At 67.9% G+C, this 24,988-nt stretch carries 22 protein-coding genes; 16 read left to right on the forward strand and 6 right to left on the reverse strand.

Features of this window, described 5'->3' with window-relative positions:
• Both HMPREF2716_RS02505 and HMPREF2716_RS02510 read left to right on the forward strand, forming a co-directional pair.
• Positions 1-422 (forward strand): cbb3-type cytochrome c oxidase subunit I (locus tag HMPREF2716_RS02505; protein ID WP_177343798.1); only part of this gene is annotated, 422 nt, incomplete at its 5' end.
• An 83-nt stretch (positions 423-505) separates the two neighbouring features.
• Positions 506-748, forward strand: coding sequence for a hypothetical protein (locus HMPREF2716_RS02510; protein ID WP_003093468.1), 243 nt, complete (start codon positions 506-508; stop codon positions 746-748).
• Between the two features lie 15 nt (positions 749-763).
• Here the strand turns inward: HMPREF2716_RS02510 and hpaR are convergent, their stop codons facing one another.
• Together hpaR and HMPREF2716_RS02520 are read right to left on the reverse strand one after the other, a co-directional pair.
• Positions 764-1,186, reverse strand: a complete 423-nt coding sequence (gene hpaR, locus HMPREF2716_RS02515) for a homoprotocatechuate degradation operon regulator HpaR (protein WP_003093470.1) — start codon at positions 1,184-1,186, stop codon at positions 764-766.
• 85 nt (positions 1,187-1,271) lie between these two features.
• Positions 1,272-2,480, reverse strand: a complete 1,209-nt coding sequence (locus tag HMPREF2716_RS02520) for a Bcr/CflA family multidrug efflux MFS transporter (protein ID WP_003159295.1) — start codon at positions 2,478-2,480, stop codon at positions 1,272-1,274.
• A 364-nt stretch (positions 2,481-2,844) separates the two neighbouring features.
• On the opposite strand from HMPREF2716_RS02520, the gene HMPREF2716_RS02525 reads away from it, so the two are divergent.
• Entirely contained in the window at positions 2,845-4,101 is a 1,257-nt protein-coding gene (locus HMPREF2716_RS02525) for an OprD family porin (RefSeq protein ID WP_070621790.1), read from the forward strand.
• Between the two features lie 28 nt (positions 4,102-4,129).
• Here the strand turns inward: HMPREF2716_RS02525 and tyrS are convergent, their stop codons facing one another.
• Positions 4,130-5,368, reverse strand: coding sequence for a tyrosine--tRNA ligase (tyrS, locus tag HMPREF2716_RS02530; RefSeq protein ID WP_033939001.1), 1,239 nt, complete (start codon positions 5,366-5,368; stop codon positions 4,130-4,132).
• 758 nt (positions 5,369-6,126) lie between these two features.
• Between tyrS and HMPREF2716_RS02535 the strand changes: the two genes are divergently transcribed.
• The 7 genes from HMPREF2716_RS02535 (at position 6,127) to HMPREF2716_RS02565 (ending at position 14,882) form a co-directional block, all read left to right on the forward strand.
• A complete protein-coding gene (locus HMPREF2716_RS02535; RefSeq protein ID WP_003093477.1) occupies positions 6,127-6,426 on the forward strand; it encodes a hypothetical protein in 300 nt (99 codons plus the stop codon).
• A gap of 131 nt (positions 6,427-6,557) precedes the next feature.
• Positions 6,558-8,351: a cholesterol oxidase substrate-binding domain-containing protein gene (locus HMPREF2716_RS02540; protein WP_003121911.1), complete on the forward strand. Its 1,794-nt coding sequence runs from the start codon at positions 6,558-6,560 to the stop codon at positions 8,349-8,351.
• A gap of 308 nt (positions 8,352-8,659) precedes the next feature.
• Complete coding sequence (locus HMPREF2716_RS02545; protein ID WP_003093484.1) at positions 8,660-8,959, forward strand: type I secretion effector TesG; 300 nt, start codon at positions 8,660-8,662, stop codon at positions 8,957-8,959.
• A 96-nt stretch (positions 8,960-9,055) separates the two neighbouring features.
• Positions 9,056-10,312 (forward strand): HlyD family secretion protein, encoded by a 1,257-nt coding sequence (locus HMPREF2716_RS02550; protein ID WP_004351723.1) that lies wholly within the window; start codon positions 9,056-9,058, stop codon positions 10,310-10,312.
• Positions 10,313-10,321: 9 nt separating this feature from the next.
• Positions 10,322-12,481, forward strand: coding sequence for a peptidase domain-containing ABC transporter (locus HMPREF2716_RS02555; RefSeq protein ID WP_003093498.1), 2,160 nt, complete (start codon positions 10,322-10,324; stop codon positions 12,479-12,481).
• Entirely contained in the window at positions 12,481-13,896 is a 1,416-nt protein-coding gene (locus tag HMPREF2716_RS02560) for a TolC family protein (protein ID WP_023097203.1), read from the forward strand. Before HMPREF2716_RS02555 ends, HMPREF2716_RS02560 begins: the two co-directional genes overlap by 1 nt.
• A gap of 95 nt (positions 13,897-13,991) precedes the next feature.
• Positions 13,992-14,882, forward strand: coding sequence for a LysR family transcriptional regulator (locus tag HMPREF2716_RS02565; RefSeq protein WP_003093500.1), 891 nt, complete (start codon positions 13,992-13,994; stop codon positions 14,880-14,882).
• Here HMPREF2716_RS02565 and HMPREF2716_RS02570 read toward each other — a convergent pair.
• Together HMPREF2716_RS02570 and HMPREF2716_RS02575 are read right to left on the reverse strand one after the other, a co-directional pair.
• Entirely contained in the window at positions 14,869-15,480 is a 612-nt protein-coding gene (locus tag HMPREF2716_RS02570) for a LysE family translocator (protein ID WP_003104796.1), read from the reverse strand. The two genes, HMPREF2716_RS02565 and HMPREF2716_RS02570, sit on opposite strands and share 14 nt — an antisense overlap.
• Before the next feature lie 204 nt (positions 15,481-15,684).
• Positions 15,685-17,562, reverse strand: coding sequence for a sigma-54-dependent Fis family transcriptional regulator (locus HMPREF2716_RS02575; RefSeq protein ID WP_070621791.1), 1,878 nt, complete (start codon positions 17,560-17,562; stop codon positions 15,685-15,687).
• Between the two features lie 331 nt (positions 17,563-17,893).
• On the opposite strand from HMPREF2716_RS02575, the gene HMPREF2716_RS02580 reads away from it, so the two are divergent.
• From HMPREF2716_RS02580 to HMPREF2716_RS02605, 6 genes are read left to right on the forward strand one after another with little or no spacing between them, the layout of a single operon-like run.
• Positions 17,894-18,694 (forward strand): SDR family NAD(P)-dependent oxidoreductase, encoded by an 801-nt coding sequence (locus HMPREF2716_RS02580; protein ID WP_003104791.1) that lies wholly within the window; start codon positions 17,894-17,896, stop codon positions 18,692-18,694.
• Positions 18,691-19,731, forward strand: a complete 1,041-nt coding sequence (locus HMPREF2716_RS02585; protein ID WP_003112999.1) for an ATP-NAD kinase family protein — start codon at positions 18,691-18,693, stop codon at positions 19,729-19,731. Before HMPREF2716_RS02580 ends, HMPREF2716_RS02585 begins: the two co-directional genes overlap by 4 nt.
• A 22-nt stretch (positions 19,732-19,753) precedes the next feature.
• The gene (locus tag HMPREF2716_RS02590; RefSeq protein WP_070621792.1) at positions 19,754-20,728 is read left to right on the forward strand and encodes a thiamine pyrophosphate-dependent dehydrogenase E1 component subunit alpha; all 975 of its coding nucleotides are present in this window, start codon (positions 19,754-19,756) and stop codon (positions 20,726-20,728) included.
• Between the two features lie 32 nt (positions 20,729-20,760).
• Complete coding sequence (locus tag HMPREF2716_RS02595; RefSeq protein ID WP_003104786.1) at positions 20,761-21,780, forward strand: alpha-ketoacid dehydrogenase subunit beta; 1,020 nt, start codon at positions 20,761-20,763, stop codon at positions 21,778-21,780.
• Entirely contained in the window at positions 21,777-22,889 is a 1,113-nt protein-coding gene (locus HMPREF2716_RS02600) for an acetoin dehydrogenase dihydrolipoyllysine-residue acetyltransferase subunit (protein ID WP_003112997.1), read from the forward strand. The genes HMPREF2716_RS02595 and HMPREF2716_RS02600 overlap by 4 nt, the downstream gene beginning before the upstream one ends.
• A gap of 43 nt (positions 22,890-22,932) precedes the next feature.
• A complete protein-coding gene (locus HMPREF2716_RS02605; protein WP_003104781.1) occupies positions 22,933-23,994 on the forward strand; it encodes a 2,3-butanediol dehydrogenase in 1,062 nt (353 codons plus the stop codon).
• An 83-nt stretch (positions 23,995-24,077) separates the two neighbouring features.
• On the opposite strand, the gene HMPREF2716_RS02610 is transcribed toward HMPREF2716_RS02605, so the two are convergent.
• Positions 24,078-24,746 (reverse strand): TIGR04211 family SH3 domain-containing protein, encoded by a 669-nt coding sequence (locus tag HMPREF2716_RS02610; RefSeq protein ID WP_003104779.1) that lies wholly within the window; start codon positions 24,744-24,746, stop codon positions 24,078-24,080.
• Between the last annotated feature and the right edge of the window lie 242 nt (positions 24,747-24,988).

Genomic DNA, 24,988 nt, shown 5'->3' on the forward strand with positions numbered 1-24,988 from the left:
TCTCCCACTACACCGACTGGACCATCGGCCACGTCCACGCCGGCGCCCTCGGCTGGGTCGCGATGATCACCATCGGCTCGCTCTACCACCTGATTCCCAAGGTCTACGGGGTCGAGAAGATGCACAGCGTCGGCCTGATCAATGCGCACTTCTGGCTGGCCACCATCGGCACCGTGCTGTACATCGCCTCGATGTGGGTCAACGGCATCACCCAGGGCCTGATGTGGCGCGCGGTCAACGAGGACGGCACGCTGACCTACTCCTTCGTCGAGTCGCTGGTGGCCAGCCATCCGGGCTTCATCGTGCGCCTGGTCGGTGGCGGGTTCTTCCTCACCGGCATGCTGCTGATGAGCTACAACATCTGGCGCACGGTACGCCAGGCGCGCCCGGAAGGAATCCTCGCGGCGGCCCGCATGGCCTGAGCCGCGACAGCGCGTCCCTTCCCTTCCCGAGCCTCGCCCGCCACGCTGCGGGCAAGGCTCGACAGCCGACGAGGAGAATCATCATGGAATTCAGCTGGAGCGAGATCCTGCTGGAGCTGCTGGCGGTCGCCGTGCTGTTCTTCGGCGTGCATTGGAGCCTGCGCCACGCCAAGACCCTGGACCAGGCGAGCATGCTGCCGTTCGCCGACGACGAGGAGGTGGCCCGCCGGGTCGAGCGGGAAACCGGCAGGAGCCGCACCGGCTGCGGCTGTCCCGGTCGCTGCCAGGGCGACTGCCGGCACTGGGACAAGAATTGGCCGGCATGACGCCGGCCAGTCGCTTCAGGGCTTTATCTTCTTCAGCTCGTTGAGCAGTTCCAGCAACTGCGCGAGCTTTTCCTCGCCGAACCGCTCCTGGATGCGCTGGTAGTTCTTCTCCATGTCGCCGCTCATGGAGACGAAGCACTGCTGGCCCTTTTCCGTCAGGTTCACGTAGACCCGCCGCTGGTCCTTGGGCGCCTTCCAGCGCCGGACGATGCCGTCGCGCTCCAGGCGCGCCAGCACGCCGGTCATGCTCGGGCGCAGGATGCAGGCCTGGTTGGCCAACTGGTAGCTCTCCATCTCGCCCTGCTGGCGCAGGATGCGGATCACCCGCCACTGCTGCTCGGTGAGGCCGTGCTGGTTGAGGGAGGGGCGGAAGAAACTCATCGCGGCTTCGCGAGCCTGCAACAGGGTCAGGGTCAGGGAGGGTCTTGGCGTTGACATAGGGTCCGAGCTTGGATGACTGGTTTCGAAAGTGCAGAAGAGTAGCGGAAAAAACACAGGCTGCATGCGGGTATGCAGAAGGAAATCAACGGTTTCCGCCGTGCAGGGCCAAGCCCAGCGCGAGCAGGCTGCCGACGCCGCAGACGGCCATCACCAGCGCCATCGGCAGCACGCCGGGCAGCGCCAGCCAGCCGACCGCCAGGCTGGCCAGGCAGCCGAGGCCGAACTGCCCGGACACCGCCACCGCCGAAGCCGCCCCGGCCTGTCCGGGATACAACGCCAGCAGGCTGGCGATGCAGTTGGCGCCGAGCAGGCCGGTGACGCTGACGAAGCACAGCAGCCCGGGCACCAGCGCCCACAACCCGCCCCGCTCGCCGAGCGCCGCATAGCCGAGGAGGAACAGCCCGGACACGCAGGCCAGCAGGCTGCCGGCCCGCAGCAGCGGCCGCGGACCGTGGCGGCGCACCAGGCGCGCGCTGCACCAGGTGGCGAGCATCACGCCGAGGATGTTCAGGCCGAAGAACCAGCCGAAGCGCTCCGCGCGCACGCCGAAATGCTCGATGAACACGAAGGGCGCGGCGCTGATGTAGGCGAACATCCCGGCGAACGCCAGCCCCATGCACAGCACGTAGCCCAGCGCGCGACGGTCGCCGAGCAGCCGCCCATAGGCGAGAAAGGCCTGGGCCAGGCTGCCGCCGCGGCGCTCCGGCGGGTGGCTTTCGGCGACCCGCCAGACCGCCAGCAGGCAGAGCCCGGCGAACAGCGCCAGGACCACGAACAACGCGCGCCAGCCGGCCCAGAGCATCAGGTAGCCGCCGAGCAGCGGCGCGGCCAGCGGTGCCAGCATGGTCACCATGTGCATCAATGCCAGCATCCGGGCGGCCTCGCCCAACGGATAGAGGTCGCGCACCATGGCCCGCGCCAGCACCGACGCGGCGCCGCCGCCGAGGGCCTGGAGCACCCTCAGCAGGACCAGTTGCCCCGCGCTGTCGGCCAGCGCGCAGGCCAGGCTGCTGAACAGGTACAAGGCGATACCGGCCAGCAGCACCGGGCGCCGGCCGAAACGGTCGGACAAGGGGCCGTAGAACAGCATGCCGACGCAGAAGCCGACCAGGAAGCCGCTGATGCTCCGCTGCACCTGGGCATCGCTGGCGCCGAGATCGGCGGCGATCGCCGGCAGGCTCGGCAGGTACATGTCGATCGACAGCGGGCCGAACGCCACCAGCGCCGACAACAGCAGCAACAGGCGTCGTTCGCCGCTTCCGACCTGAATCCTCGATGCACTCGCAGGCACGCTCGCCCTCCTCTTCTTCGCCTTTCGGTCCAGACGACACCGCCGTGCACGCGGATGCAAGTTCGCCGTCCGGGAAATCCTCGCGCCGCGACCTCGTTCACCCTGGCAGCGCGCGGGCCTGGCTCCTTTCGCGGGCCGACAACGTTAACAGATTAACCAAATGCGCAGAAGGCGAAAGATTCCAGGCTGGCTTCGCTCTCCAGCGCCTTACCGTCAATGCTCGATGAGCATGGAAAGGGGCAGAGGCTAGCGAAGCTTCCGGGAGGATCGCCAACACTTCATTAACAAGTTAACAATATGCTAAAACTCACCGTGCAATCGGCGTCACCCATACCTACAAGAACAACAACCAAGGGAAGAATCGATGATCACGGCATGCCCCCGCCCGTGCGCCTGGCGCAGCTATGCGCTTGGCCTCGGCCTCCTGCCCCTCGCCGCGCAAGCGGAATTCCTCGCGGACAGCAGCGCCCACCTCGACCTCCGCAACTTCTACCAGTTGCGCGACTACCGCCAGCACGATGCGCCCCAATCGCAGGCCGGCAACTGGTCGCAGGGCTTCGTCCTGCGCCTGCAATCCGGTTTCACCGACGGCCCGCTCGGCTTCGGCCTGGATGCTACCGGGCTGCTCGGCGTCAAGCTCGACTCGGGACGCGGGCGTAGCAACGATGGCACGCTGCCGTTCGGAGCGAATTCGAAGGAGCCGGTGGACGACTACAGTCACCTCGGCCTGACCGCCAAGCTGCGCTATTCGCAGACCCAGCTACAGGTCGGCATCCTCATGCCGCAACTGCCGGTGGCGTTCCGCGACGACGTGCGCCTGTTGCCGCAGACCTTCGACGGCGCGCTGCTGACCTCCAGCGAGATCGAGGGTCTCACCCTCACCGCGGGGCAATTGTGGAAGTCGCGCACTCGCGAGTCGGCCGGCAGCGACGACATGTACATCATGGGCCGCGACAAGGCCCACGCCAGCGACGAGTTCAATCTCGCCGGCGCGACCTACGCCTTCACCCCTCGGCTCAGCGCCAGCTATTACTACGGCCAGCTCAAGGACATCTACCGGCAGCACTATTTCGGCCTGCTGCACACCCTGCCGCTGGGCGAAGGGCTGTCGCTGCGCAGCGACCTGCGCTACTTCGACAGCGGCGAAGACGGCGCGGCGATCTCCGGGCCGGTGGACAATCGCAACCTCAACGCCATGCTCACCCTGCGCGCCGGCGCCCACGCCTTCGGCATCGGTGTCCAGAAGATGATCGGCAACGACGCCTTTCCGGTGCTCAACGGCTACACCACGCCCTACGTGGCCAACCTCATGGCCTACCAGACCTTCACCCGACCGCAGGAGAAATCCTGGCAACTGCGCTACGACTACGACTTCGCCGGCCTCGGCCTGCCCGGCCTGAACCTCATGACCCGCTATGTACAGGGCCGCGACATCGACCGCGGCGCCGGCCGTGCCGACGACAGCGAATGGGAGCGCAACACCGACCTGTCCTACGTGATCCAGAGCGGACCGCTGAAGAGCGTCGCCTTGAAATGGCGCAACATCACCTACCGCAGCCGCTACGGTGCGGACCTGGACGAGAACCGCTTCATCGTCAATTACACGCTAAAGCTCTGGTGAAGCGCGGCCCCTTGGGGCCGCAGGCACCTCAATCCTCGAGTCGCAGGTGCAAATGCTGCTTCTTGCCCAGGCTCAAGCGCAGCCCGTCGACCTCGCCCGCCAGCGGCGCGTCCGGATCGCTGACCGGCGTGCCGTCCAGGCGCAGGCCGCCGCCGGCGGCGAGGCGGCGGACCGCGCTGCGGGAGGGCTGGATCGCGTGTTCCAGCAGCAGGTCGGTCAGCGACAGTCCCTGCGCCAGGCGCGCGCGGGATAGCTTCATCACCGGCAGGCCGCTGTCCCGCGTACCGTCGGCGAACACCCCGCGCGCGGCATCGGCGGCGGATCGCGCGGCGTGCTCGCCGTGCGCCAGGGCGGTGGCGGCATTGGCCAGGACCACCTTCGCTTCGTTCAGCTCGGCGCCCTGCAAGGCGCCCAGGCGGCGCACCTCATCCATCGGCAGTTCGCTGAACAGGGCGAGGAAGCGACCGACGTCGCGATCATCGCAGTTGCGCCAGAACTGCCAGAAGTCGAACGGCGCCAGGCGCTCGGCGTTGAGCCATACCGCACCCTGCGCCGACTTGCCCATCTTGCGCCCGTCACTGGTGGCCAGCAGCGGCATGGTCAGGCCGAACAGCTGGGCGCCGCCCTGGCGTCGCGACAGCTCCACGCCGTTGATGATGTTCGCCCACTGGTCGGCGCCGCCGAGTTGCAGGGTGCAGCCGCGCCGGCGCGACAGTTCGACGAAATCGTAGGCCTGCAGCAGGGTGTAGCCGAACTCGAGGAACGACAGCGAATGCTCGCGGTCCAGGCGCTGCTTGATGGCGTCGAAGGTCAGCAGGCGGTTGATCGAGAAGTGCCGGCCGACCCGGTCGAGGAACTCCAGGTAGCCGACGCCGTCCAGCCATTCGGCGTTGTTCACCAGGCTGTCGTCGTGCAGTTCGACGTAGCGCGAGAAAACCCGGGCGATGCCGTCGATATTGGCCTGGATCTGCGCCTCGGTGAGGATCGGCCGGCTCGAATCGCGGAAGCTCGGATCGCCGATCCGGGTGGTCGCGCCACCGATCAGCAGCAACGGGCGGTGCCCGGCCTTCTGTAGCCAGCGCATCAGCATCAGGCCCTGCAGGTGGCCGACGTGCAGGCTGTCGGCGGTGGCGTCGAAGCCCAGGTAGGCGGTTGCCGGACCGGCAGCCAGGTGCGCGGCGAGGCCGTCGCGGTCGGTGCACTGGTGGACGAAGCCACGCTCTTCGAGCAGGGCGATCAGGTCTTGCTGATGGGTCGGGACGGACACGGGTATCTCCTTTGGCACGGTGGATGCCCGAGGAGACAGGTTGGGAGGGAGTTCACCGGACCGCCGCCTCGGGCGGTTCGGGAATGCAGCGACGCATCTACCGCCTCAATGAGGGAGCAGATAGGCGTAATAGCGCTTGAAGGTCAGGGCTGCACGATTCATGCGCGGCACTCTACGCGCCTGTGCCGGGCTGTCAAGACTGGAAAGCGCCTCGACACGAACCGAAGCACTTCCCCGCAACAGAAGCGCAGCCTGGGAAAGTTTGCCCGCCAGTTATCCGCACAAATTTATGACGCCGGTTTCTCTACTTTGAAAAACAACGCAAGACCGGACATGGACTTCAATAACTCGACCGGAAGAAACCTATCAGCAAGGCAGTTGAATTTTTTCCGAAAGCAATAATTCGATACTTTTCTGGATTGGCGCATCATCTCGTAAAAATAGCGAACCGCTTCCCAGTACCCACGAATATCAATGGATCAGCAATATCCAGATGCTTATCGCGGCATTCGAAAAAACATCGACCAATTCCACTGACAAAATATCGGCGTCATTTGCCTAGCATGGATATTCCAAGTTCACCCTATCAACTTCCCAGATTGACACTCTCGCCGGCAGATCAGTAATTTTCAGCGACCAGCCGGCAAAGTACTTTTCCAGAGCGGCTGGCAACCGATAGTCACTCTATCTTCGCAAACCGATGTTTATGCGAGAGGGCCGGCTATCGCTCAAAACTTGATTGATGAAGGAATAGCGCCATGCAACTCGCCACACTTCAGGAACTGAGCTTCGATGAAATCGACCAGGTATCGGGCGCCGGACTCTTCAGCTTCGTCGGCGATGCCATCGTCGATGTGGTCAAGGTGTCCAACGACCTGCTCAACACGTCGGTCATCTCTTCGGTCGGCAAGGTGTTCAACGCCGTCGGCCTGACCCCCATCCATCAACTGGCCGACACCCTCGGCTACGGCGTGTTCAAGGGCGTCGCCGCGGTCGGCGGCCTGCTCGGCGGCGATACCAGCCGTATCGATTACCACTACGACACCGAGTGGACCTGATCCCAGGACCTCGGCCCGCTCCCGTCGCGGAGCGGGCCTCCCCCGTCGCCGGAGGCCTGGGCGCCCCCGGCGGCGACCAAGGACCCGGTAACCGGGAAGGGGCGACCAGCGCCCCGATCAGGAGAACCGCCATGCACGACCCCATCCAGCAAGCCGACGCCTTCGTCGGCGATCCCGACCAGGAATCCGGCGGCCTGTCGCGCCGCAGCTTCCTCGGCAAGAGTGCCACGCTCGGCGCGGTCGGCCTGGTGGCCGGCTGGACCCCGGCCTTCGTCATCCAGCCCGCCGAAGCCGCCGCCAGCAGTTGTCCGGCGCCGGCAGGCTTTCCGGCCGGCCTCGAACTTTATCGGCGGGCGTTCCGCAACTGGTCGGGGGAAATCGCCGCCGACGACCTCTGGAGCTGCGCCCCGCGCACCAACGAAGAGGTTCTCGCGGTGGTCAACTGGGCCTGGCAGAACGGCTTCAAGGTGCGCCCGCGCGGCATGGGTCACAACTGGTCCCCGCTGCTGCTGAAAGGCGGCGAGAACTGCGAGAGCCGCATCGTGCTGGTGGAAACCAGCCGTTACCTGACCCGCGTACGGATCGACGCCCAGGGCGAGTTCGGCCTGTTCAGCGCGCAGACCGGCGTCACCATGGAAGCCCTGCTGAAACAACTGGAGCGGGTCAAGCTCGGCTTCGTCGCCACGCCGGCGCCGGGCGACCTGACCCTCGGCGGGGTGCTCGCCATCGACGGCCACGGCACCGGCATCCCGGCGCAGGGCGAAAGCCGCCTGCCGGGGCAGAGCTACGGCTCCCTGAGCAACAGCATCGTGGCGCTGACCGCGGTGGTCTGGGACGGCGCCGCCGGACAATACGTGCTGAAGACCTTCCGCCGCGACGATCCGGCCTGCGCGCCGTTCCTCGTCCACCTCGGACGCGCCTTCATCGTCGAGGCGACCCTCCAGGCCGGGGTCAACAAGCGCATGCGCTGCCAGAGCTACGTGAACATCCCGGCGAGCGAGATGTTCGCCGCGGCCGGCAGCGGCGGAAGGACCTTCGACAGCTTCCTGCAGAAAAGCGGACGCGCCGAGGCCATCTGGTTCCCCTTCACCGACAAGCCCTGGCTGAAGGTCTGGACGCCGACCCCGCGCTGCCCGTTCGGCGCCCGCGCGGTCAACGGCCCGTTCAACTACCCCTTCTCCGACAACATTCCCAAGGCGCTGTCCGACCTGCTGGCGGCGATCAACACCGGCCACCCGGAACTCACCCCGCTGCTCGGCAAGCTGCAGTACGACCTGGTAGTGGGCGGCATGGCGCTGACCCTGGGCTACGACCTGTGGGGCTGGAGCAAGGACCTGCTGCTGTACATCAAGCCCAGCACGCTGCGCGTCACCGCCAACGGCTACGCGGTGCTGACCCGGCGTCGCGACGTGCAGCGGGTGATCAACGAGTTCTACCTGCAGTACCAGACGATGGTCGCCGCCTACCGCGCCAACGGCCACTACCCCATGAACGGCCCGGTGGAGATTCGCGTCAGCGGGCTCGACCAGCCCGGCGAGTCGATCGTTCCCGGCGCCCAGGTGCCCAGCCTGTCGGCGATCCGTCCGCGCCCCGACCAACCGGAGTGGGACACGGCGATCTGGCTGGACATCCTCAGCCTGCCCGGTACCCCGCAGGCCAATGCCTTCTACCACGAGTTCGAGGCCTGGCTGTTCGACCACTTCAGCGGCGACTACGCCTCGCTGCGGGTGGAGTGGAGCAAGGGCTGGGGCTACAGCCCCGCCGCCGCCTGGGACGAGCCGACGGTGGTCGACCAGTTGGTGGCGCAGTCGCTACGCCAGGGCCTGGTCGCAGACAACGATTGGGACAGCGCGGTGCGCCAGTTGAACGAAGCCGATCCGCATCGGCTGTTCAGCTCGCCGCTGCTCGACCGGCTGATGCCATGAAATGCCGCTATGCGAGGCCGTACTGACTCGGACGAAGAGCGGTTGGCCGGAGCCGATATGAATGAGCCCTCGATACGGCGTTGACTTGTTCAACAGGTCTTATCGAGGTGTCGCACGAACCGGCCTTAATCATTCGCAAAGTTTACCCGGAGTGGCAAACCTTCATCCGCCGAATATTTAAACTCATTGTCAAACGAATTATCGAGCCCATGAAAAACCGCTAATCCTGGCAGTTCATCCCACTCTTTCGGATTAGTACCATCGAATGGCTTTCCAGACTCACGGGAAGCCTAAAGGAGATATATGAAATGAAAGAACTCAATGACATTGAAGTCACCTGCGTTTCGGGTGGAACTCTTTCCGGCATGATCGTAGGCGCCGTCGACGGCGCCGCGACGGGCATGGCAATCGGCGGGAAATGGGGCGGTGCCGGCGGCTTCGGCTTCGGCGCTCTTTCCCAGTTGGTCGGCCTGATCGTGCCAACCGCAATGGGCGCTATTGCCGGGGGCACGGTCGGTCTCTTCACCAATGCAGAGACGGCTGTCGGTTACTTGGGCCAATACCGGGAAAACTTCGGTCCCGGTGATGTAGGCCGCACCACCATCTAATTAGAAAAGTCGCACTCCGGCACTTCATGCGTTTGAACTTTCGCAAGGGTGTCGGAGTGTCATGCAAGTATTATTCGAATCCAGGATCCAGCCACCATGTTTCGCCAGGAAGCCCTCGACGCCCAGCATGCCGGCGGCCTGGGCGAGATCGTGCTGATCCGCCCGGTCTCCTTCACTTTTCTCACCCTGCTGGCCGCGGCGATGGCGCTGCTGGTGGTGGGCTTCTTCCTGTTCGGCAGCTACACCAAGCGCAGCACCGTCAGCGGCCAATTGGTGCCCGCCAGCGGCCAGGTCAAGGTGCACGCACCGCAGGCCGGCATCGTGCTGCGCAAGTTCGTCCAGGAAGGCCAGGCGGTACGACGCGGCGAGCGCCTGATGGTGCTTTCCAGCGAACGCTACGGCAGCGATGCCGGCCCGGTGCAGGCCGGTATCAGCAGGCGCCTGGAACAACGCCGCGACTCCCTGCGCGACGAACTGGAAAAGCTTCGCCGCCTGCAAGACGACGAGCGCGACAGCCTGACCAGCAAGGTCGCCAGCCTGCAGCGCGAACTCACCACCCTCGCCGCCCAGACCGACAGCCAGCGACGCCTGCTGGCGCTGGCCAGCGACGCCGCCGCGCGCTACCAGGGGCTGATGGACAAGGGCTACATCTCCATGGACCAGTTGCAGCAGCGCCAGGCCGAGCTGCTCGGCCAGCGCCAGACCCTGCAAGGCCTGGAGCGCGAACGCACGTCGCTGCGGCAGCAGTTGACCGAGCGCCGCAACGAACTCGCCGGGCTTTCCGCGCGCCAGGCCAACCAGCTCGCGGAAACCCGCCGCCAGCTCAGCGCGGTGGAGCAGGACCTGGCCGAAAGCGAAGCCAAGCGCACCTTGCTGGTCACCGCGCCGGAGAGCGGCATCGCCACCGCCGTGCTCGCCGAAGCCGGGCAGACCGTCGACAGCTCGCGTCCGCTGCTGAGCATCGTTCCCGCCGACACCCCGTTGCAGGCCGAACTCTACGCGCCGAGCAAGTCCATCGGTTTCATCCGGCCGGGCGACGCGGTGCTGATCCGCTACCAGGCCTATCCGTACCAGAAGTTCGGCCAGTACCACGGCAAGGTGCAGTCGATCTCCCGCGCCAGCGTCTCCTATGCCGAGCTTTCCAGCATGGTCGGCGGCGTACCGGGGCTCGGCCAGGATGGCGAGCAGCTGTACCGGCTGCGGGTAACCCTCGACGACCAGGCGGTGACCGCCTACGGCCAGCCGCGTCCGCTGCAGAGCGGCATGCTGCTGGACGCCGACATCCTCCAGGACACCCGGCGCCTCTACGAATGGGTGCTGGAACCGCTCTACAGCCTGACCGGCAAACTCTAGGAACGACCCATGGCCTTTCTCGACGCTCTCGCCCTGCGCCTGGGCCGCCGCCTGCCGCTGGTGCTGCAGACCGAAGCCACCGAATGCGGCCTGGCCTGCCTGGCGATGATCGCCGGCTACCACGGCCACCATACCGGCCTGATGGAACTGCGCCGGCGCTTCTCCGTATCGCTCAAGGGCATCTCCCTCAAGCAACTGATCCAGACCGCCCACCGCCTCGGCCTGGGTACCCGCGCGGTGAAGCTCGACCTCGGCGACCTCGGCAAGCTCAAGCTGCCCTGCGTGCTGCACTGGAACTTCAACCACTTCGTCGTGCTCAAGGCGGTCGACGGGCGCGGCGCGGTGCTCCACGACCCCGCCCACGGCCAGCGCCGGCTGGGCCTGGAGGAAGTCTCGCGGAGCTTCACCGGGGTAGCCCTGGAACTCTGGCCGGAGAGCGGCTTCGAGAAACAGGAGGCGCCGCCGCGGATCAAGCTGCTGGGCATGCTCGGCAAGGTCACCGGGCTGTACCGCTCGCTGGCCCAGGTGCTGCTGCTCGCCGGCGCGCTGGAAGTGTTCTCGCTGATCAGTCCGTTCTTCCTGCAATGGACCATCGACAACGTCATCGTCAGCGAAGACCGTGACCTGCTCAGCACCCTGGCCATCGGCTTCGGCCTGTTGCTGCTGATGCAACAGGCGGTCAGCGGGGTGCGCGCCTGGGTGATGATGCACATGAGCACCCTGCTCGGCGTGCAGTGGCAGGCCAACGTCTTCAGCCACCTGCTGCGGCTGCCCGCGCAGTATTTCGAGAAGCGCCACCTGGGCGACGTGGTGTCGCGCTTCGGCGCGGTGAACAGCATCCAGCAGACCCTCACCGCGGCCTTCCTCTCGGCGGTGCTGGACGGCCTGATGACCGTCGCCACCCTCGGCATGATGCTGCTCTACAGTCCGCCACTGGCGGCCATCGCCATCGCCGCCATGAGCCTCTACGCCCTCGGCCGCTGGATCTGGTACCGGCCGTTGCGCAACGCCACCGAGGAGCAGATCGTCCACGCCGCGCGCCAGCAGAGCCACTTCCTCGAGACGGTGCGCGGCATCCGCCCGCTGAAGCTGTTCCAGCGCCAGGACGAGCGCCGCTCGGTATGGCTCGGCCTGCTGGTGGAACAGATCAACGCCGGCCTGCGTACGCAGAAGCTGCAACTGTTCTACCAGCAGCTCAACGGCCTGCTGTTCGGCGTGGAGAACCTGCTGGTGATCTGGCTCGGCGCGACCATGGTGATGGACGGCCAGTTCAGCGTCGGCATCCTGATGGCCTTCAACGCCTACAAGTCGCAGTTCGACAGCCGCGTCGGCAGCCTGATCGACAAGTTCTTCGAGCTGCGCATGCTCCAGTTGCAGGGCGAGCGCCTGGCCGACATCGTGCTCCAGGCCCCGGAGGTCAGCCACGGCGACATCCTCCCGGAGAACCTCCGCGAGCGCGAGGCGAGCATCGAGATCCAGGGCCTGCGCTACCGCTACGCGGAACAGGAGCCCTGGGTCCTCGACGGCCTCGACCTGCGCATCGCCGGCGGCGAGTCGGTGGCCATCGTCGGCCCCTCGGGCTGCGGCAAGAGCACCCTGCTCAACGTCCTGCTGGGCATCCTCCCGCCAGTGGAGGGACAGATCCGCATGGCCGGCCTGGACCTTGCGCAACTGGGCCTGGACGGCCTGCGCGAACTGGTCGGCACGGTGCTGCAGGACGACGTGCTGTTCGCCGGTTCGCTCAGCGACAACATCAGTTTCTTCGACCCGCAACCGGACATGCCCTGGCTGCTGCAGTGCGCGCAGATGGCTGCCATCCACGATGACATCCAGGCCATGCCGATGGGCTACAACACCCTGGTCGGCGACATGGGCACGGTGCTCTCCGGCGGCCAGAAGCAGCGGGTGATGCTGGCCCGGGCGCTGTACAAGAAGCCGCGCATCCTGTTCCTCGACGAAGCCACCAGCCACCTCGACGTACACTGCGAACAGCGGGTCAACGCCGCCATTCGCGCGCTGCGCATCACCCGCATCATGGTCGCCCATCGGCCCGAGACCATCGCCTCGGCGGACCGCGTGATAGTCCTCGGCCAGGGCAAGGTAAGCCTCGACGAAAGCACCGCGCGCCTGGCCGAACGCCAGGCCGCCGCGGCGCGGGAGCAGGCCTGATGCGTGCCCTCGCCGGCCTGTTGTGCGGCCTGCTCGGCCTGGTTCCCGGCGCCGCCGCCTACGAGCCGGACGTGTTCGGCACCGCCGGCCAGGTCGCCGGCCAGGCGGTCTACGACCTCGGCGGCAGCGGTTTGCCCTGCCGCGGCGGGCCGCCACCGACCGAGCTGAGCCTGGAGGAAGCCATCGAGCGGATCCTCTGCCACGACCCACAGACTCGCCTCGCCTGGGCCAATGCCAAGGCCCAGGCGGCCCAGGTCGGGATCGGCAAGTCCGCCTACCTGCCGCGCCTGGACGGCCGTCTCGACGCCAGTCGCGGCTACAGCGACATGGATTATCGCGATGCCCCCTACCTCTCCGGCGACGGCCATCGCCACCGGCGTGGCGCCAGCCTCCAATTGAGCTGGGTGCTGTTCGACTTCGGCCGCCGCAGCGCCGCCCTGCGCAACGCCCAGCAGTTGCTGCTGGCGGCCAACGCCAGCCAGGACGCGACCCTGCAGAACACCTTCGCCCTCGCCGCCCAGGCCTACTACGACGCCCTCGCCGCCCAGCGCAGCCTGGCCGCCTCGCGGCAGGTCGCGGCGCTGGCGGCGCAGAACCTGGAAGCCGCCGACGCCAAGTACCGGGCCGGCGCCGCCGCCCTTTCCGATCGCCTGCAGGCGCAGACCGCGCTGTCCCAGGCGAGCCTCGCCCAGGTCCGCGACGAAGGCGCCCTGAGCAACGCCCTCGGCGTCATCGCCCTGCGCATGGGCCTGGCGCCGGATACCCCGCTGCGCCTCTCCGGCGAGCTGGAGGCGCAACCCGACACCGGCTTCGTCAAGGCCATCGACGAGATGCTCGCCGAAGCCCGCCGCGAGCATCCGGCGCTGCTCGCCGCCCAGGCGCGGCTGAAAGCCGCCGCCGCCTCGGTGGAGGAAAGCCGCGCCGCCGGCCGGCCGAGCCTGGCGCTGAGCGCCAACCTGGCACGCAGCCATAGCGACCAGGCGATGGCGTTCAACGGCGATACCCGCGAACGCGACCGCAGCATCGGCCTGCAACTGAACATCCCGTTGTTCGAAGGCTTCGAACGCACCTACCAGGTCCGCAACGCCCTGGCCCGCCGCGAAGCCAGCGAAGCGGAGCTGGCCGACACCGAGCAGCAGGTTTCGCTGGAGGTGTGGAACAACTACCAGTCGCTCAGCGTCGAGACCCGCAGCCTGGCGCGCACCCGCGAACTGGTCGAACAGTCGCGGCAAAGCCTGGAGGTGGTGCAGGGCCGCTACCGCTCAGGGGTCGGCAGCATGATCGAGCTGCTCAACGCCCTGACCGCCTACGCCAGCGCCGAGGACCAGCACATCCGCGCCCTCGGCAACTGGCAGACCTCGCGCCTGCGACTGGCGGCGAGCCTCGGTCGCCTGGGTTTCTGGAGCCTGCGCTGAAAAGCCCGGGAAGCGCCGCCGCTCTCTACCTCTCGCGCTTGTCCGGCTGGCCGCCATCGCGCAGGATGCACCCAGCCCCCGCGACGAGAGACCGCATGATCGACGACATCCGCTACCTGATCGTATTCGCCAAGATCGCCGAGACCGGCTCCGTCTCCGGCGGCGCCGAGGCGCTGGGCCTGAGCGCCGCGACCGCCAGCCTGCACCTGTCCAGGCTGGAACGGAACCTGGGCCGTGCGCTGCTCTACCGCAACAGCCGCAAGCTGTCGCTGACCCAGGACGGCACGCAGTTGCTGGACACCGCCCGCTCCATGCTGGAACTCTACGAGAAGGGCTTCATCGAGTTCCGCCAGCGCGCCGTCTCGACCCGCAACAGCCTGCGCATCTCGATGCCCGCGGTGTTCGTCAACGGCGACTTCACCCGTCACCTGGCAGCCTTCATCGAGGAGCATCCCGACCTCGACCTCGGCATCGCCTGCGACGACAGCCGCCACGACATCATCGGCGACGGCATCGACATCGCCTTCCGCATCGGCGACCTGCCGGACAGCTCGCTGAAGGCCCGTCACCTGTTCCTGCTGCCGCGCCAGGTAGTGGCGGCACCGGCATTCCTGGCCCGGCACGCGCCGCTGGAACACCCGCGCGACCTGCAGCGGCTGGAATGGATCGGGCTCGGCATGCGCCCCGACAGCCGGCTATTCCGTCATGCGCGGGACGACGAGGAGGTACGCGTCGACTACACCCCGCGGGTGCGCGTCGACAGCGTCGAAGCCTCCTGCCGCCTGGCCCGCCTCGGCGTCGGCCTGGCCGCGCCGCCGACCTACCTGAGCGACGAGCCGATCCGCCGCGGCGAGTTGCGCGCGGTGCTGCCGGAATGGCGCCTGGAGCCGTTGAAGGTGTATGCGGTGTGGCCGCCCAACGTACCCGCCAGCAGCATCGCCTATACCCTCATCAATCGCCTCTACGAGGCCTTCAATCCGGGCTAGCGGCGAGCTGCAGGTAGAGCATGTAGCCAGCGGTCAGCACCAGGGTGCCGCCCATCGCCCGATTGAACAGGCGCACCCGCCGGGGGCTGTCGAGCAGCAGCGCCACGCGGTCACCGAGCAGTGCCCAGGCGGCCAGCGAGAGGTAGCAGACCACCAGGTAGATGGCCATGAAGACCAGCAGCGGCGCGTGCGTGCTCGGGCTGGCGAACAAGGCCACGCCGGAAGCGCAGGCGATCCAGGCCTTGGGATTGAGCCATTGCAGGAGCACGCCCTGGAAGAACCCGGGGACCCCGTTTTCCTCCAGGGCCAGGCGTGGATCCGCGGTGGCGATGCGGTAGCCCACATGAGCGATGAACGCCGCGCCGGCCATCCCCAGGTAGTCGAAGAAGCGCGGGTAGGCCTCGATCGCGCGGACGAACCAGAAGCCGACGAAGGCCAGCAGCAGGACGAAGCCGAGGGTGGCGCCGGTGACGAACGGCAGGGTCCGGCGGAAACCATGGTTGGCGCCGGAAGCGACGATGGTCAGGTTCACCGGACCGGGGGAAATCGACAGGCTCAGGGAGAACGCGCCCATGGCGAGCAGCAGGGCTAGCGGCATGGGTCGAACTCCCCGGTCGGATTGCGGGCTGGCTGGTGCGGGGCGGGCATGGGTTTCCTCCGTAGGCTCCTGGCGGGGCGCGACCGAACGGGTTGCGCCGCTGCCCGGAACGCTACAGGGAAAGCCCACCGGCATTAACGGGGCAAGGCTCAAGGCTGGTTTTGATTTTCCGCGCTTGACGACTGCGCCGGCCGCCGGCGCACCTCAGTCGTCCGCCTGGCCCGGCATGCGGATGCCATGCCGGCGCACCCGCCGATACAGGGTCGCTCGCGAGATACCCAGTTCCCGCGCCGCGGCCATGGGTTTCCAGCGATGCCGCACGAGGGCGTCGAGCAGGGCGTCGCGCTCCGGACCGCCGCCGCTCTCGCACGCACTGGCCGGTGTCCGGCCTTCGCCACGCAGCTCTGCCGGAAGGTCGGCGAGTTGCAGGGTGGCGCCGCCGCACAGCGCGCAGGCGTAGCGCAACACATGCCGCAACTGGCGGACATTGCCCGGCCAGCGATAGCCGAGCAGGCATTCCAGGGCTGCCTCGCCGAGTTCGATGCGTACGCCGCAGTGCGCGGTTTCCTCGTCGAGGATGCGCCGGATCAGCGCCAGCCGGTCGCTGCGTTCGCGTAGCGGCGGCAGTTCGAAGCGGGCGCCGCCGAGGCGGAAGTAGAGATCCTCGCGGAAGCCGCCGGCCGCCACCAGCGCCGCCAGGTCGCGGTGGGTGGCGCAGATCACCTGGATATCCACAGCCTGCCGGCGCGCAGCCCCCAGCGGCGCCACCTCGCCCTCGGCCAGCACGCGCAGCAGGCGGGTCTGCAGGCCCAGCGGCATGTCACCGATCTCGTCGAGGAACAGGGTACCGCCATCGGCCTGCTGCAGCAGGCCGCGCATCCCTTTCGCCGCCGCGCCGGTAAAGGCTCCGCCAACGTAGCCGAACAGCTCGCTCTCGATCAGGCTTTCGGGAATCGCCGCGCAGTTGAGCGCGACGAAGGGTTTGTCGCGACGGGCGCTGGCCTGGTGCAACTGGCGGGCGAAAACCTCCTTGCCGGCACCGGTCTCGCCCTGGATCAGCACCGGCAGGTTGCGGTCCTTGACCCGCACCGCCAGGCGCAGGCTTTCGGCGATGCGCGGGTCGAGCGCAGCGTCGTCGGGCACCTCGCGCTCCAGCCGCCGCGCCTTGGCCCGCGGCGCGCTGAGACGCACGTGCAGCTCGCCGGCCTGGCCGCGCAGCAGGCACGGCGCCTGGTCGGCGGCGGCGTGCAGGGCGTCGAGGTCGAACACCTCGCCGATGTGGCTCGGCACCTGCCCCAGGCGCTGCCGCAGGTAGTGCCGCGCCGCCGGGTTCAACGCCAGCAGGCGCCCATCGGCGTCCCAGGCGAACAGGTAGTCCGGCTGGCTGTCGACGTAGCCCGGCGCACGGTGCGCGCGCAGCACCCAATGGCCCTGGGCGCTGTGCATGAAGAAGGCGTTCTCGATCTCCCGCGCGCTCTGCGCCACCATCTGCCGGATCAGATGCTGGCTGCGGCGGTCGTCCGGCGATTGCACGGCGGAAACGTCGAGCACACCGAGCAACTCGCCCTGCGGATCGAAGACCGGCGCCGCGGAACAGGTCAGGTCGATGAAGGCGGCGCGGAAGTGATCGCGCTTGTGCACCGTCACCGCAGTCCTGTCGGTGAGTACGGCGGCCACCCCGCAGGTGCCCTCCTCGCCTTCCGACCAGCAGGTGCCGAGGTACAGCCCGGCCTTGCGGCAGTCGTTGCGGATGGTCGACTCGACACGGTAGTCGATGGTCCGCCCCTGGGCATCGGTGAGCAGTACGCAGTAGTCGGCATCGCGCCCCCGTCCATGCAGTCGCGCCACCTCTTCGCTGGCGATGCGCAGGAACAGTTCGGAACGCTCGCGACATTCGTCGAGGAGGGTCTGCGAGAGAATCCGCGGCCCTTGCAGGGACCCCGGGTCGAGACGGTGCTGCTCCATGGAGCGGCGCCAGGAGTCGAGGATCGGCGTCGGCACCGGCGCCTGCGGCAGGCGCGCGGCGTTCCTCAGGACACGGCTGACACAGTCCACATGGTCCTTCGAGTGTGCGGAAAGCATGGGGCCTCCGTTGCTCGGCATCTTGTTGTTGTGCCGCCCATTAAGCGCCCATCGGCGACCCTCGACAAGCGCCGGGCCGCCACAGCCGACGACTGAGACGGAGCGTCTCAGCGTCTCGCCGGGAACCCGTGCGCGATGACATGGGTTGTCTCGCCGGACGTCGCCCCGGCGGTCGCCGGCCTTCCCATGCCGGCGCTCTACGACGGGCCTTCCGGCCGCCACGCCGCAACCTGGCATCGGCCTTGCTCCAGCCACGGCGACGGCAGGGCGGACTGTCCGCTCCTCCCAACGCCCTGCCGCATACACCTACAAGAACAATCAGAGGTGAAGCATGCACGCTACGTCGTCCGACGATTTCTCCCTGTCTTCCCGGGTCGCGCTGGTGACCGGCGCCGGACGCGGCATCGGCCGGGGCATCGCCCTCGCCCTGGCGCGCGCCGGCGCCGACGTGGCGGTGGCCGACCTCGATCCGCAGGTCGCCGAGGAAACCGCCGCCGCGATCCGCAGCCTCGGTCGCCGCAGCCTGGCCCTTGGGGTCGACGTCAGCGACGGCGACAGCGTCCGGGCGATGGTCGAGCGGGTCGCCACGGAGTTCGGCCGGCTCGACGTGGCGGTGAACAATGCCGGGGTGATCAGCATCCGCAAGGTCGCCGAACTCAGCCTCGCCGACTGGGACCGGGTGATGAACGTCAACGCCCGCGGCGTGTTCCTCTGCTGCCAGGCCGAACTGCCGCTGATGCAGGCGCAGCGCTGGGGGCGGATCGTCAACCTGTCATCGATCGCCGGCAAGGTCGGTCTCCCCGACCTCGCCCACTACTGTGCCTCGAAGTTTGCCGTGATCGGTTTCAGCAATGCCCTGGCCAAGGAGGTCGCGCGCGACGGGGTGACGGTCAACGCGCTCTGCCCGGGAATCGTCGGCACCGGAATGTGGCGCGGCGAGGACGGCTTGTCGGGCCGCTGGCGGCAGGCCGGCGAAAGCGAGGCGCAGTCCTGGGAACGCCACCAGGCCAGCCTGCTGCCCCAGGGCGAGGCGCAGACCGTCGAAGACATGGGCCAGCTCGTCGTCTACCTGGCCTGCGCGCCGCACGTCACCGGCCAGGCCATCGCCGTCGACGGCGGATTCTCGCTATGACCCCGCCCTCGCCGATCGTCGGCATCATCGCCAACCCGGCCTCCGGTCGCGACCTGCGTCGCCTCACCGCCCATGCCGGGCTGCACTCCAGCACCGACAAGGCATCGGTGGTGCAACGCCTGCTCGCCGCCTTCGGCGCCACCGGCATCCGCCATGCGTTGCTGCCGCCGGACATGACCGGCATCGCCGCCGCCGTGCTCCGGGCCAGCCAGACCCGCCAGGCCCGCGACGGCCACTGGCCGTTCCTGGAGTTCCTCGACATGCCGCTGCGCCAGAGCGTCGAGGATACCCGCCTGGCGGCGCGGCGCATGGTCGAGCGCGGCGTGGCGCTGATCGCCGTGCTCGGCGGCGACGGCACGCACAAGGCAGTGGCCGCCGAGGTCGGCGACGTCCCCCTGCTGGCGCTGTCCACCGGGACCAACAACGCCTTCCCGGAGCTGCGCGAAGCCACCGGCGCGGGGCTCGCCGGCGGCCTCTGCGCCAGCAACCGGGTGCCGCCGGAGATCGGCCTGCGACGCAACAAGCGCCTGCTGGTGCGCGAGCCGCGCCGCGGGCTCTGCGAGTGGGCGCTGGTGGACGTCGCGGTGTCGCCGCAGCCGTTCATCGGCGCCCGCGCCATCAGTCGCGCCGAAGACCTCGCCGAAGTCTTCGTCAGCTTCGCCGAACCCCACGCCATCGGCCTTTCGGCGCTTTGCGGACTGTGGTCGCCGGTGAGCCGCGAGGAGCCCCACGGCGCCTGGATGCGCCTGCATCCGGACGCCCGCGAGAGCCTGCTGGTGCCGCTGGCGCCGGGCCTGCTGGTGGGCTGCGGGGTCTCTGCCGCCGGCTACCTGCAACCCGGCGTGGCCCACGCACCGAGCCTGTCCAGCGGGACCCTGGCGCTGGACGGAGAGCGCGAGATCGAGTTCAGCGCCACCGACCGCCCGAGCATCACCCTCGACCCTTCCGGCCCGTTCAGCGTCGATGTGCCGGCCACCCTCGCCTACGCCGCCCGCCATCGCCTGCTGGCCGGCCAGCGAACCCCGATGACCCCGTGAAGACAACCTGGAGAACAACAAGATGTCCACTCTGAGCACCGACCAACTGCTCCATGCCTACCGCGTGATGCGCACCATCCGCGCCTTCGAGGAACGCCTGCACGTCGAGTTCGCCACGGGCGAGATACCCGGCTTCGTCCACCTCTACGCCGGCGAGGAAGCCTCCGCCGCCGGCGTGATGGCGCACCTGCGCGACGACGACTGCATCGCCTCCACCCATCGCGGCCACGGCCACTGCATCGCCAAGGGCGTAGACGTGCACGGCATGATGGCGGAAATCTATGGCAAGAAGACCGGGGTCTGCCAGGGCAAGGGCGGCTCCATGCATATCGCCGACCTGGAGAAAGGCATGCTCGGCGCCAACGGAATCGTCGGCGCCGGCGCGCCGCTGGCCGCCGGCGCCGCGCTGGCGGCCAAGCTGAAAGGCAGCGATGCGGTGGCGGTGGCCTTCTTCGGCGATGGCGGCCCCAACGAAGGCGCGGTGTTCGAGGCGATGAACCTGGCCGCGGTGTGGAACCTGCCGTGCCTGTTCGTCGCCGAGAACAACGGCTATGCCGAGGCCACCGCGGCCAACTGGTCGGTGGCCTGCGACCACATCGCCGACCGCGCCGCCGGTTTCGGCATGCCCGGGGTGACCGTCGACGGCTTCGACTTCTTCGCCGTCCACGAGGCTGCCGGCGCCGCCATCGAGCGCGCCCGCGCCGGCGAGGGGCCGTCGCTGATCGAAGTCAAGCTGACCCGCTACTACGGACACTTCGAGGGCGACGCACAGACCTACCGCGATCCCGACGAAGTAAAGCACTACCGGGAAACCCGCGACTGCCTCAAGCAGTTCCGCGAACGCACCTGCCACGCCGGCCTGCTCTCCGCCAGCGACCTGGACGCCATCGACGCCGAGGTCGAGGCGCGCATCGAGGATGCCGTGCAGCGCGCGAAGAACGATCCCAAGCCGGAGCCGGACGACCTGCTGCGCGACGTCTACGTGTCCTATCCCTGAGCCGCCCGAAAACAAGAACGAGGAGAACCATCATGGCGAGAAAGATCAGCTACCAGCAGGCCATCAACGAGGCGCTGGCCCAGGAAATGCGCCGCGACCCGAGCGTCTTCATCATGGGCGAAGACAATGCCGGCGGCGCCGGCGCGCCCGGCGAGGACGACGCCTGGGGCGGCGTGCTGGGGGTCACCAAGGGCCTCTACCACCAGTTCCCCGGCCGTGTGCTGGATACCCCGTTGTCAGAGATCGGCTATGTCGGCGCCGCGGTCGGCGCCGCCACCCGCGGCATGCGCCCGGTGTGCGAACTGATGTTCGTCGACTTCGCCGGTTGCTGCCTGGACCAGATCCTCAACCAGGCCGCCAAGTTCCGCTACATGTTCGGCGGCAAGGCGGTCACCCCGCTGGTGATCCGTACCATGGTCGGCGCCGGCCTGCGCGCCGCCGCCCAGCATTCGCAGATGCTCACTTCGCTATGGACCCACATCCCCGGCCTCAAGGTGGTCTGCCCGTCGTCGCCCTACGACGCCAAGGGCCTGCTGGTCCAGGCGATCCGCGACAACGACCCGGTGATCTTCTGCGAGCACAAGCTGCTCTATTCGATGCAGGGCGAGGTACCCGAGGAGCTGTACAGCGTACCCTTCGGCGAGGCGAACTTCCTCCGCGACGGCGACGACGTCACCCTGGTGACCTACGGCCGCATGGTCCACCTGGCGCTGGACGCCGCCGCCAGCCTGGCGCGCCAGGGCATCTCCTGCGAAGTACTGGACCTGCGCAGCACCAGCCCGCTGGACGAGGACAGCATTCTCGAAAGCGTGGAAAAGACCGGCCGCCTGGTGGTGGTCGACGAAGCCAACCCACGCTGCTCGATGGCCACCGACATCGCCGCGCTGGTCGCCGAACGGGCCTTCTCCGCGCTGCGCGCGCCGATCCGCCGGGTCACCGCGCCCCATACGCCGGTGCCTTTCTCCGACGCCCTGGAAGACCTCTACATCCCCGACGCGGCGAAGATCGAGGCAGCCGTGCGCCAGGCCCTGGAAGGGAGGGACGCGGCATGAGCCGGATCCATACACTGACCATGCCCAAGTGGGGCCTGTCGATGACCGAGGGTCGGGTGGACGCCTGGCTCAAGGAAGAGGGCGCGCATATCGAGAAAGGCGACGAGGTGCTCGACGTGGAGACCGACAAGATCTCCAGCAGCGTCGAGGCGCCCTTCTCGGGCGTGCTGCGGCGCAAGGTGGCGCGCGAGGACGAGACCCTGGCGGTCGGCGCGCTGCTCGGCGTGGTGGTCGAGGGCGAGGCGAGCGACGAGGAGATCGACGCACTGGTGCAACGCTTCCAGGCCGAATTCGTACCCGCCGACGAGGACGCTGGGGATAGCGGACCGGCACCGCGGAAAGTCGAGCTGGACGGGCGCCTCCTGCGCTATTTCGACCGCGGCGAGGGCGATCCGGCGCTACTGCTGATCCACGGTTTCGGTGGCGACCTGAACAACTGGTTGTTCAACCACGAGGCGCTGGCCGCCGAGCGGCGGGTGATCGCTCTAGACCTGCCGGGCCACGGCGAGTCCGGCAAGGCCCTGGTGCGCGGCGACCTCGATGAACTCAGCGGCAGCGTGCTGGCCCTGCTCGACCACCTCGACCTGGAACAGGTACACCTGGCCGGTCACTCCATGGGGGGAGCGGTGGCGCTGAACTGCGCGCGCCTGGCGCCGCAGCGGGTGCTGTCGCTGAGCCTGATCGGCAGCGCCGGCCTCGGCGAGGAGATCAACGGCGACTACCTGCGCGGCTTCGTCGAGGCGGCCAACCGCAACGCGTTGAAGCCGCAACTGGTGCAGTTGTTCTCCGACCCCGCGCTGGTCACCCGGCAGATGCTCGAGGACATGCTCCGCTACAAGCGCCTGGAAGGCGTCGATGCGGCCCTGCGCCAGTTGCTGGACAACCTGTTCGCCGACGGTCGCCAGCGCAACGACCTGCGTGCCGTGGCGAACGAGGGCCGCCAGCCGGTCCTGGCGATCTGGGGCAGCGATGACGCGATCATCCCGGCGCGGCATGCCGAGGGCCTGCCAGCCCAGGTGGAGATCATTCCCGGACAGGCGCACATGGTGCAGATGGAAGCCGCCGAGCAGGTCAACCGCCTGCTGCTCGACTTCCTCCGCCAGCATTGAGGAGACGACCGACATGAACAGTTCCCCGCAAGCCAACGCGGCGATGCGCGCCGCCGTCTGGCACGGCCGCCACGATATCCGCGTGGAAGACGTGCCGCTCCCGGCCGAGCCGCCGCCCGGCTGGGTGCAGATCCGCGTGCACTGGTGCGGCATCTGCGGCTCCGACCTGCACGAATACCTGGCCGGCCCGGTATTCATCCCCGTGGAGGCGCCGCACCCGCTCACCGGCCTCAAGGATCAATGCATCCTCGGCCACGAGTTCAGCGGCGAAATCGTCCGCCTCGGCAACGGCGTGACCGGCTTCGCCGTCGGCCAGGCGGTCGCCGCAGACGCCTGCCAGCATTGCGGCACCTGCTACTACTGCCGGCATGGGCTGTACAACATCTGCGAGAACCTGGCCTTCACCGGGCTGATGAACAACGGCGCCTTCGCCGAATACGTCAACGTACCGGCCAACCTGCTCTACGCCCTGCCGGCCGGATTTCCCAGCGAGGCCGGCGCGCTGATCGAGCCGCTGGCGGTGGGCATGCACGCGGTGAAGAAGGCCGGCAGCCTGCTCGGGCAGAACGTGGTGGTGGTCGGCGCCGGCACCATCGGCCTGAGCACCATCATGTGCGCGCGCGCCGCCGGCGCGGCACAGGTGATCGCCCTGGAGATGTCCTCGGCGCGCAAGGCCAAGGCCCTGGAGGTCGGCGCCAGCCAGGTGCTCGACCCCTCGCGGTGCGACGCCCTAGGCGAAATCCGCGCCCTCACCGGCGGGCTTGGCGCCGACGTCAGCTTCGAATGCATCGGCAACAAGCACACCGCCAAGCTGGCCATCGATGCCATCCGCAAGGCCGGCAAATGCGTGCTTGTGGGAATCTTCGAGGAGCCCAGTGAATTCAATTTCTTCGAGCTGGTTTCAACCGAGAAGCAGTTGCTCGGGGCCCTCGCCTACAACGGCGAGTTCGCCGACGTGATCGCCTTCATAGCCGACGGCCGCCTCGACATCGCACCGCTGGTGACCGGTCGCATCGGCCTGGAAGAAATCGTCGAGCGCGGTTTCGAAGAGTTGGTGAACAACAAGGAGCACAACGTGAAGATCATCGTCTCGCCGGGCGGCTGACGCTTCAGCCCTTGTCGCGCTTGCGACACAGCCCCGCGGCCGGCGGGGCTTGCTTTACGAAACGCAGAGACGCGGGCGGAGGCTCAGAACCACTTGTCGTTGCGCTTGCGCCGCACCCTCAGCAGCGACGGCAGGATCAGCCCGGCGAACAGGCCGGCGCCGGCGATGCTGCCGCCGTAGACCATGTAGCGCATCAGCACCTGCTTGTTCTCGTCGCCCAGTTGCGCCTGCACCGCACGCAGGTCGGAGCGGGCCTTGCCGAGCTCGGCGTCCAGGTTGCTGCGCGCCGCCTGCAATTCGTCGATCAGCTTCTTGCGCGTGTCGAGGGTTTCCTGCATGCCCTGCACGCGGGTCTTCCAGGTGTCGTTGATGCCGTCCAGCTCGGCGGTCAGGGCGGCCACCTTCTGTTCCAGTTGCGGCAGGCGCTCGGCCTGGCCGGGAACCTCCTGCAAGTCGCGGCTGGGAATCCACACGGTGCTGCCGTTCTCGCCGCGCACCTGGCTGTAGTTGCCCTGGGTGCCAAGCAGCTCGACCTTCTGCCCGGAGGTGAGGGTGCCGACGATACGATAGCCATCGGTGGGGCCGCTGCGCACGAAAGTGGTCAGGCTGTCGCTCACCCAGCGCGCGTTGCCGGTCGCCTCCTCGGCCTGCGCCGGGGCGCCGGCCGCCAGCAGGCCGCCGAGCAGGCAGGCTCCGATGACGCGGTTCTGGAACGGGGAAAGAGCGGCGGGGATGCGACGGGATAGGGACATGGCAATCTTCACATGGCGAGAGAACGAAACCCGCAAAGGGGAGCGAAAAAGCCGGCCAGTCGAATTGTTATGGACAAGCGCGCGACCGGGGCGGGGCTACCGCATGGCCAAGGGCCATGCGCCCGGCCCGGTTGGGCCGACGGCTGACAGACAGCGCTCGGGGCGATTGAGTTCACTCGTTTCCGCAGGAATGGATGGATGGTTGTAACAGCAGAATGCCAGGCCTGCCGACGGCCAGCGCT

The organism is Pseudomonas sp. HMSC076A11 (genome assembly GCF_001810205.1).
Lineage (GTDB): Bacteria > Pseudomonadota > Gammaproteobacteria > Pseudomonadales > Pseudomonadaceae > Pseudomonas > Pseudomonas aeruginosa.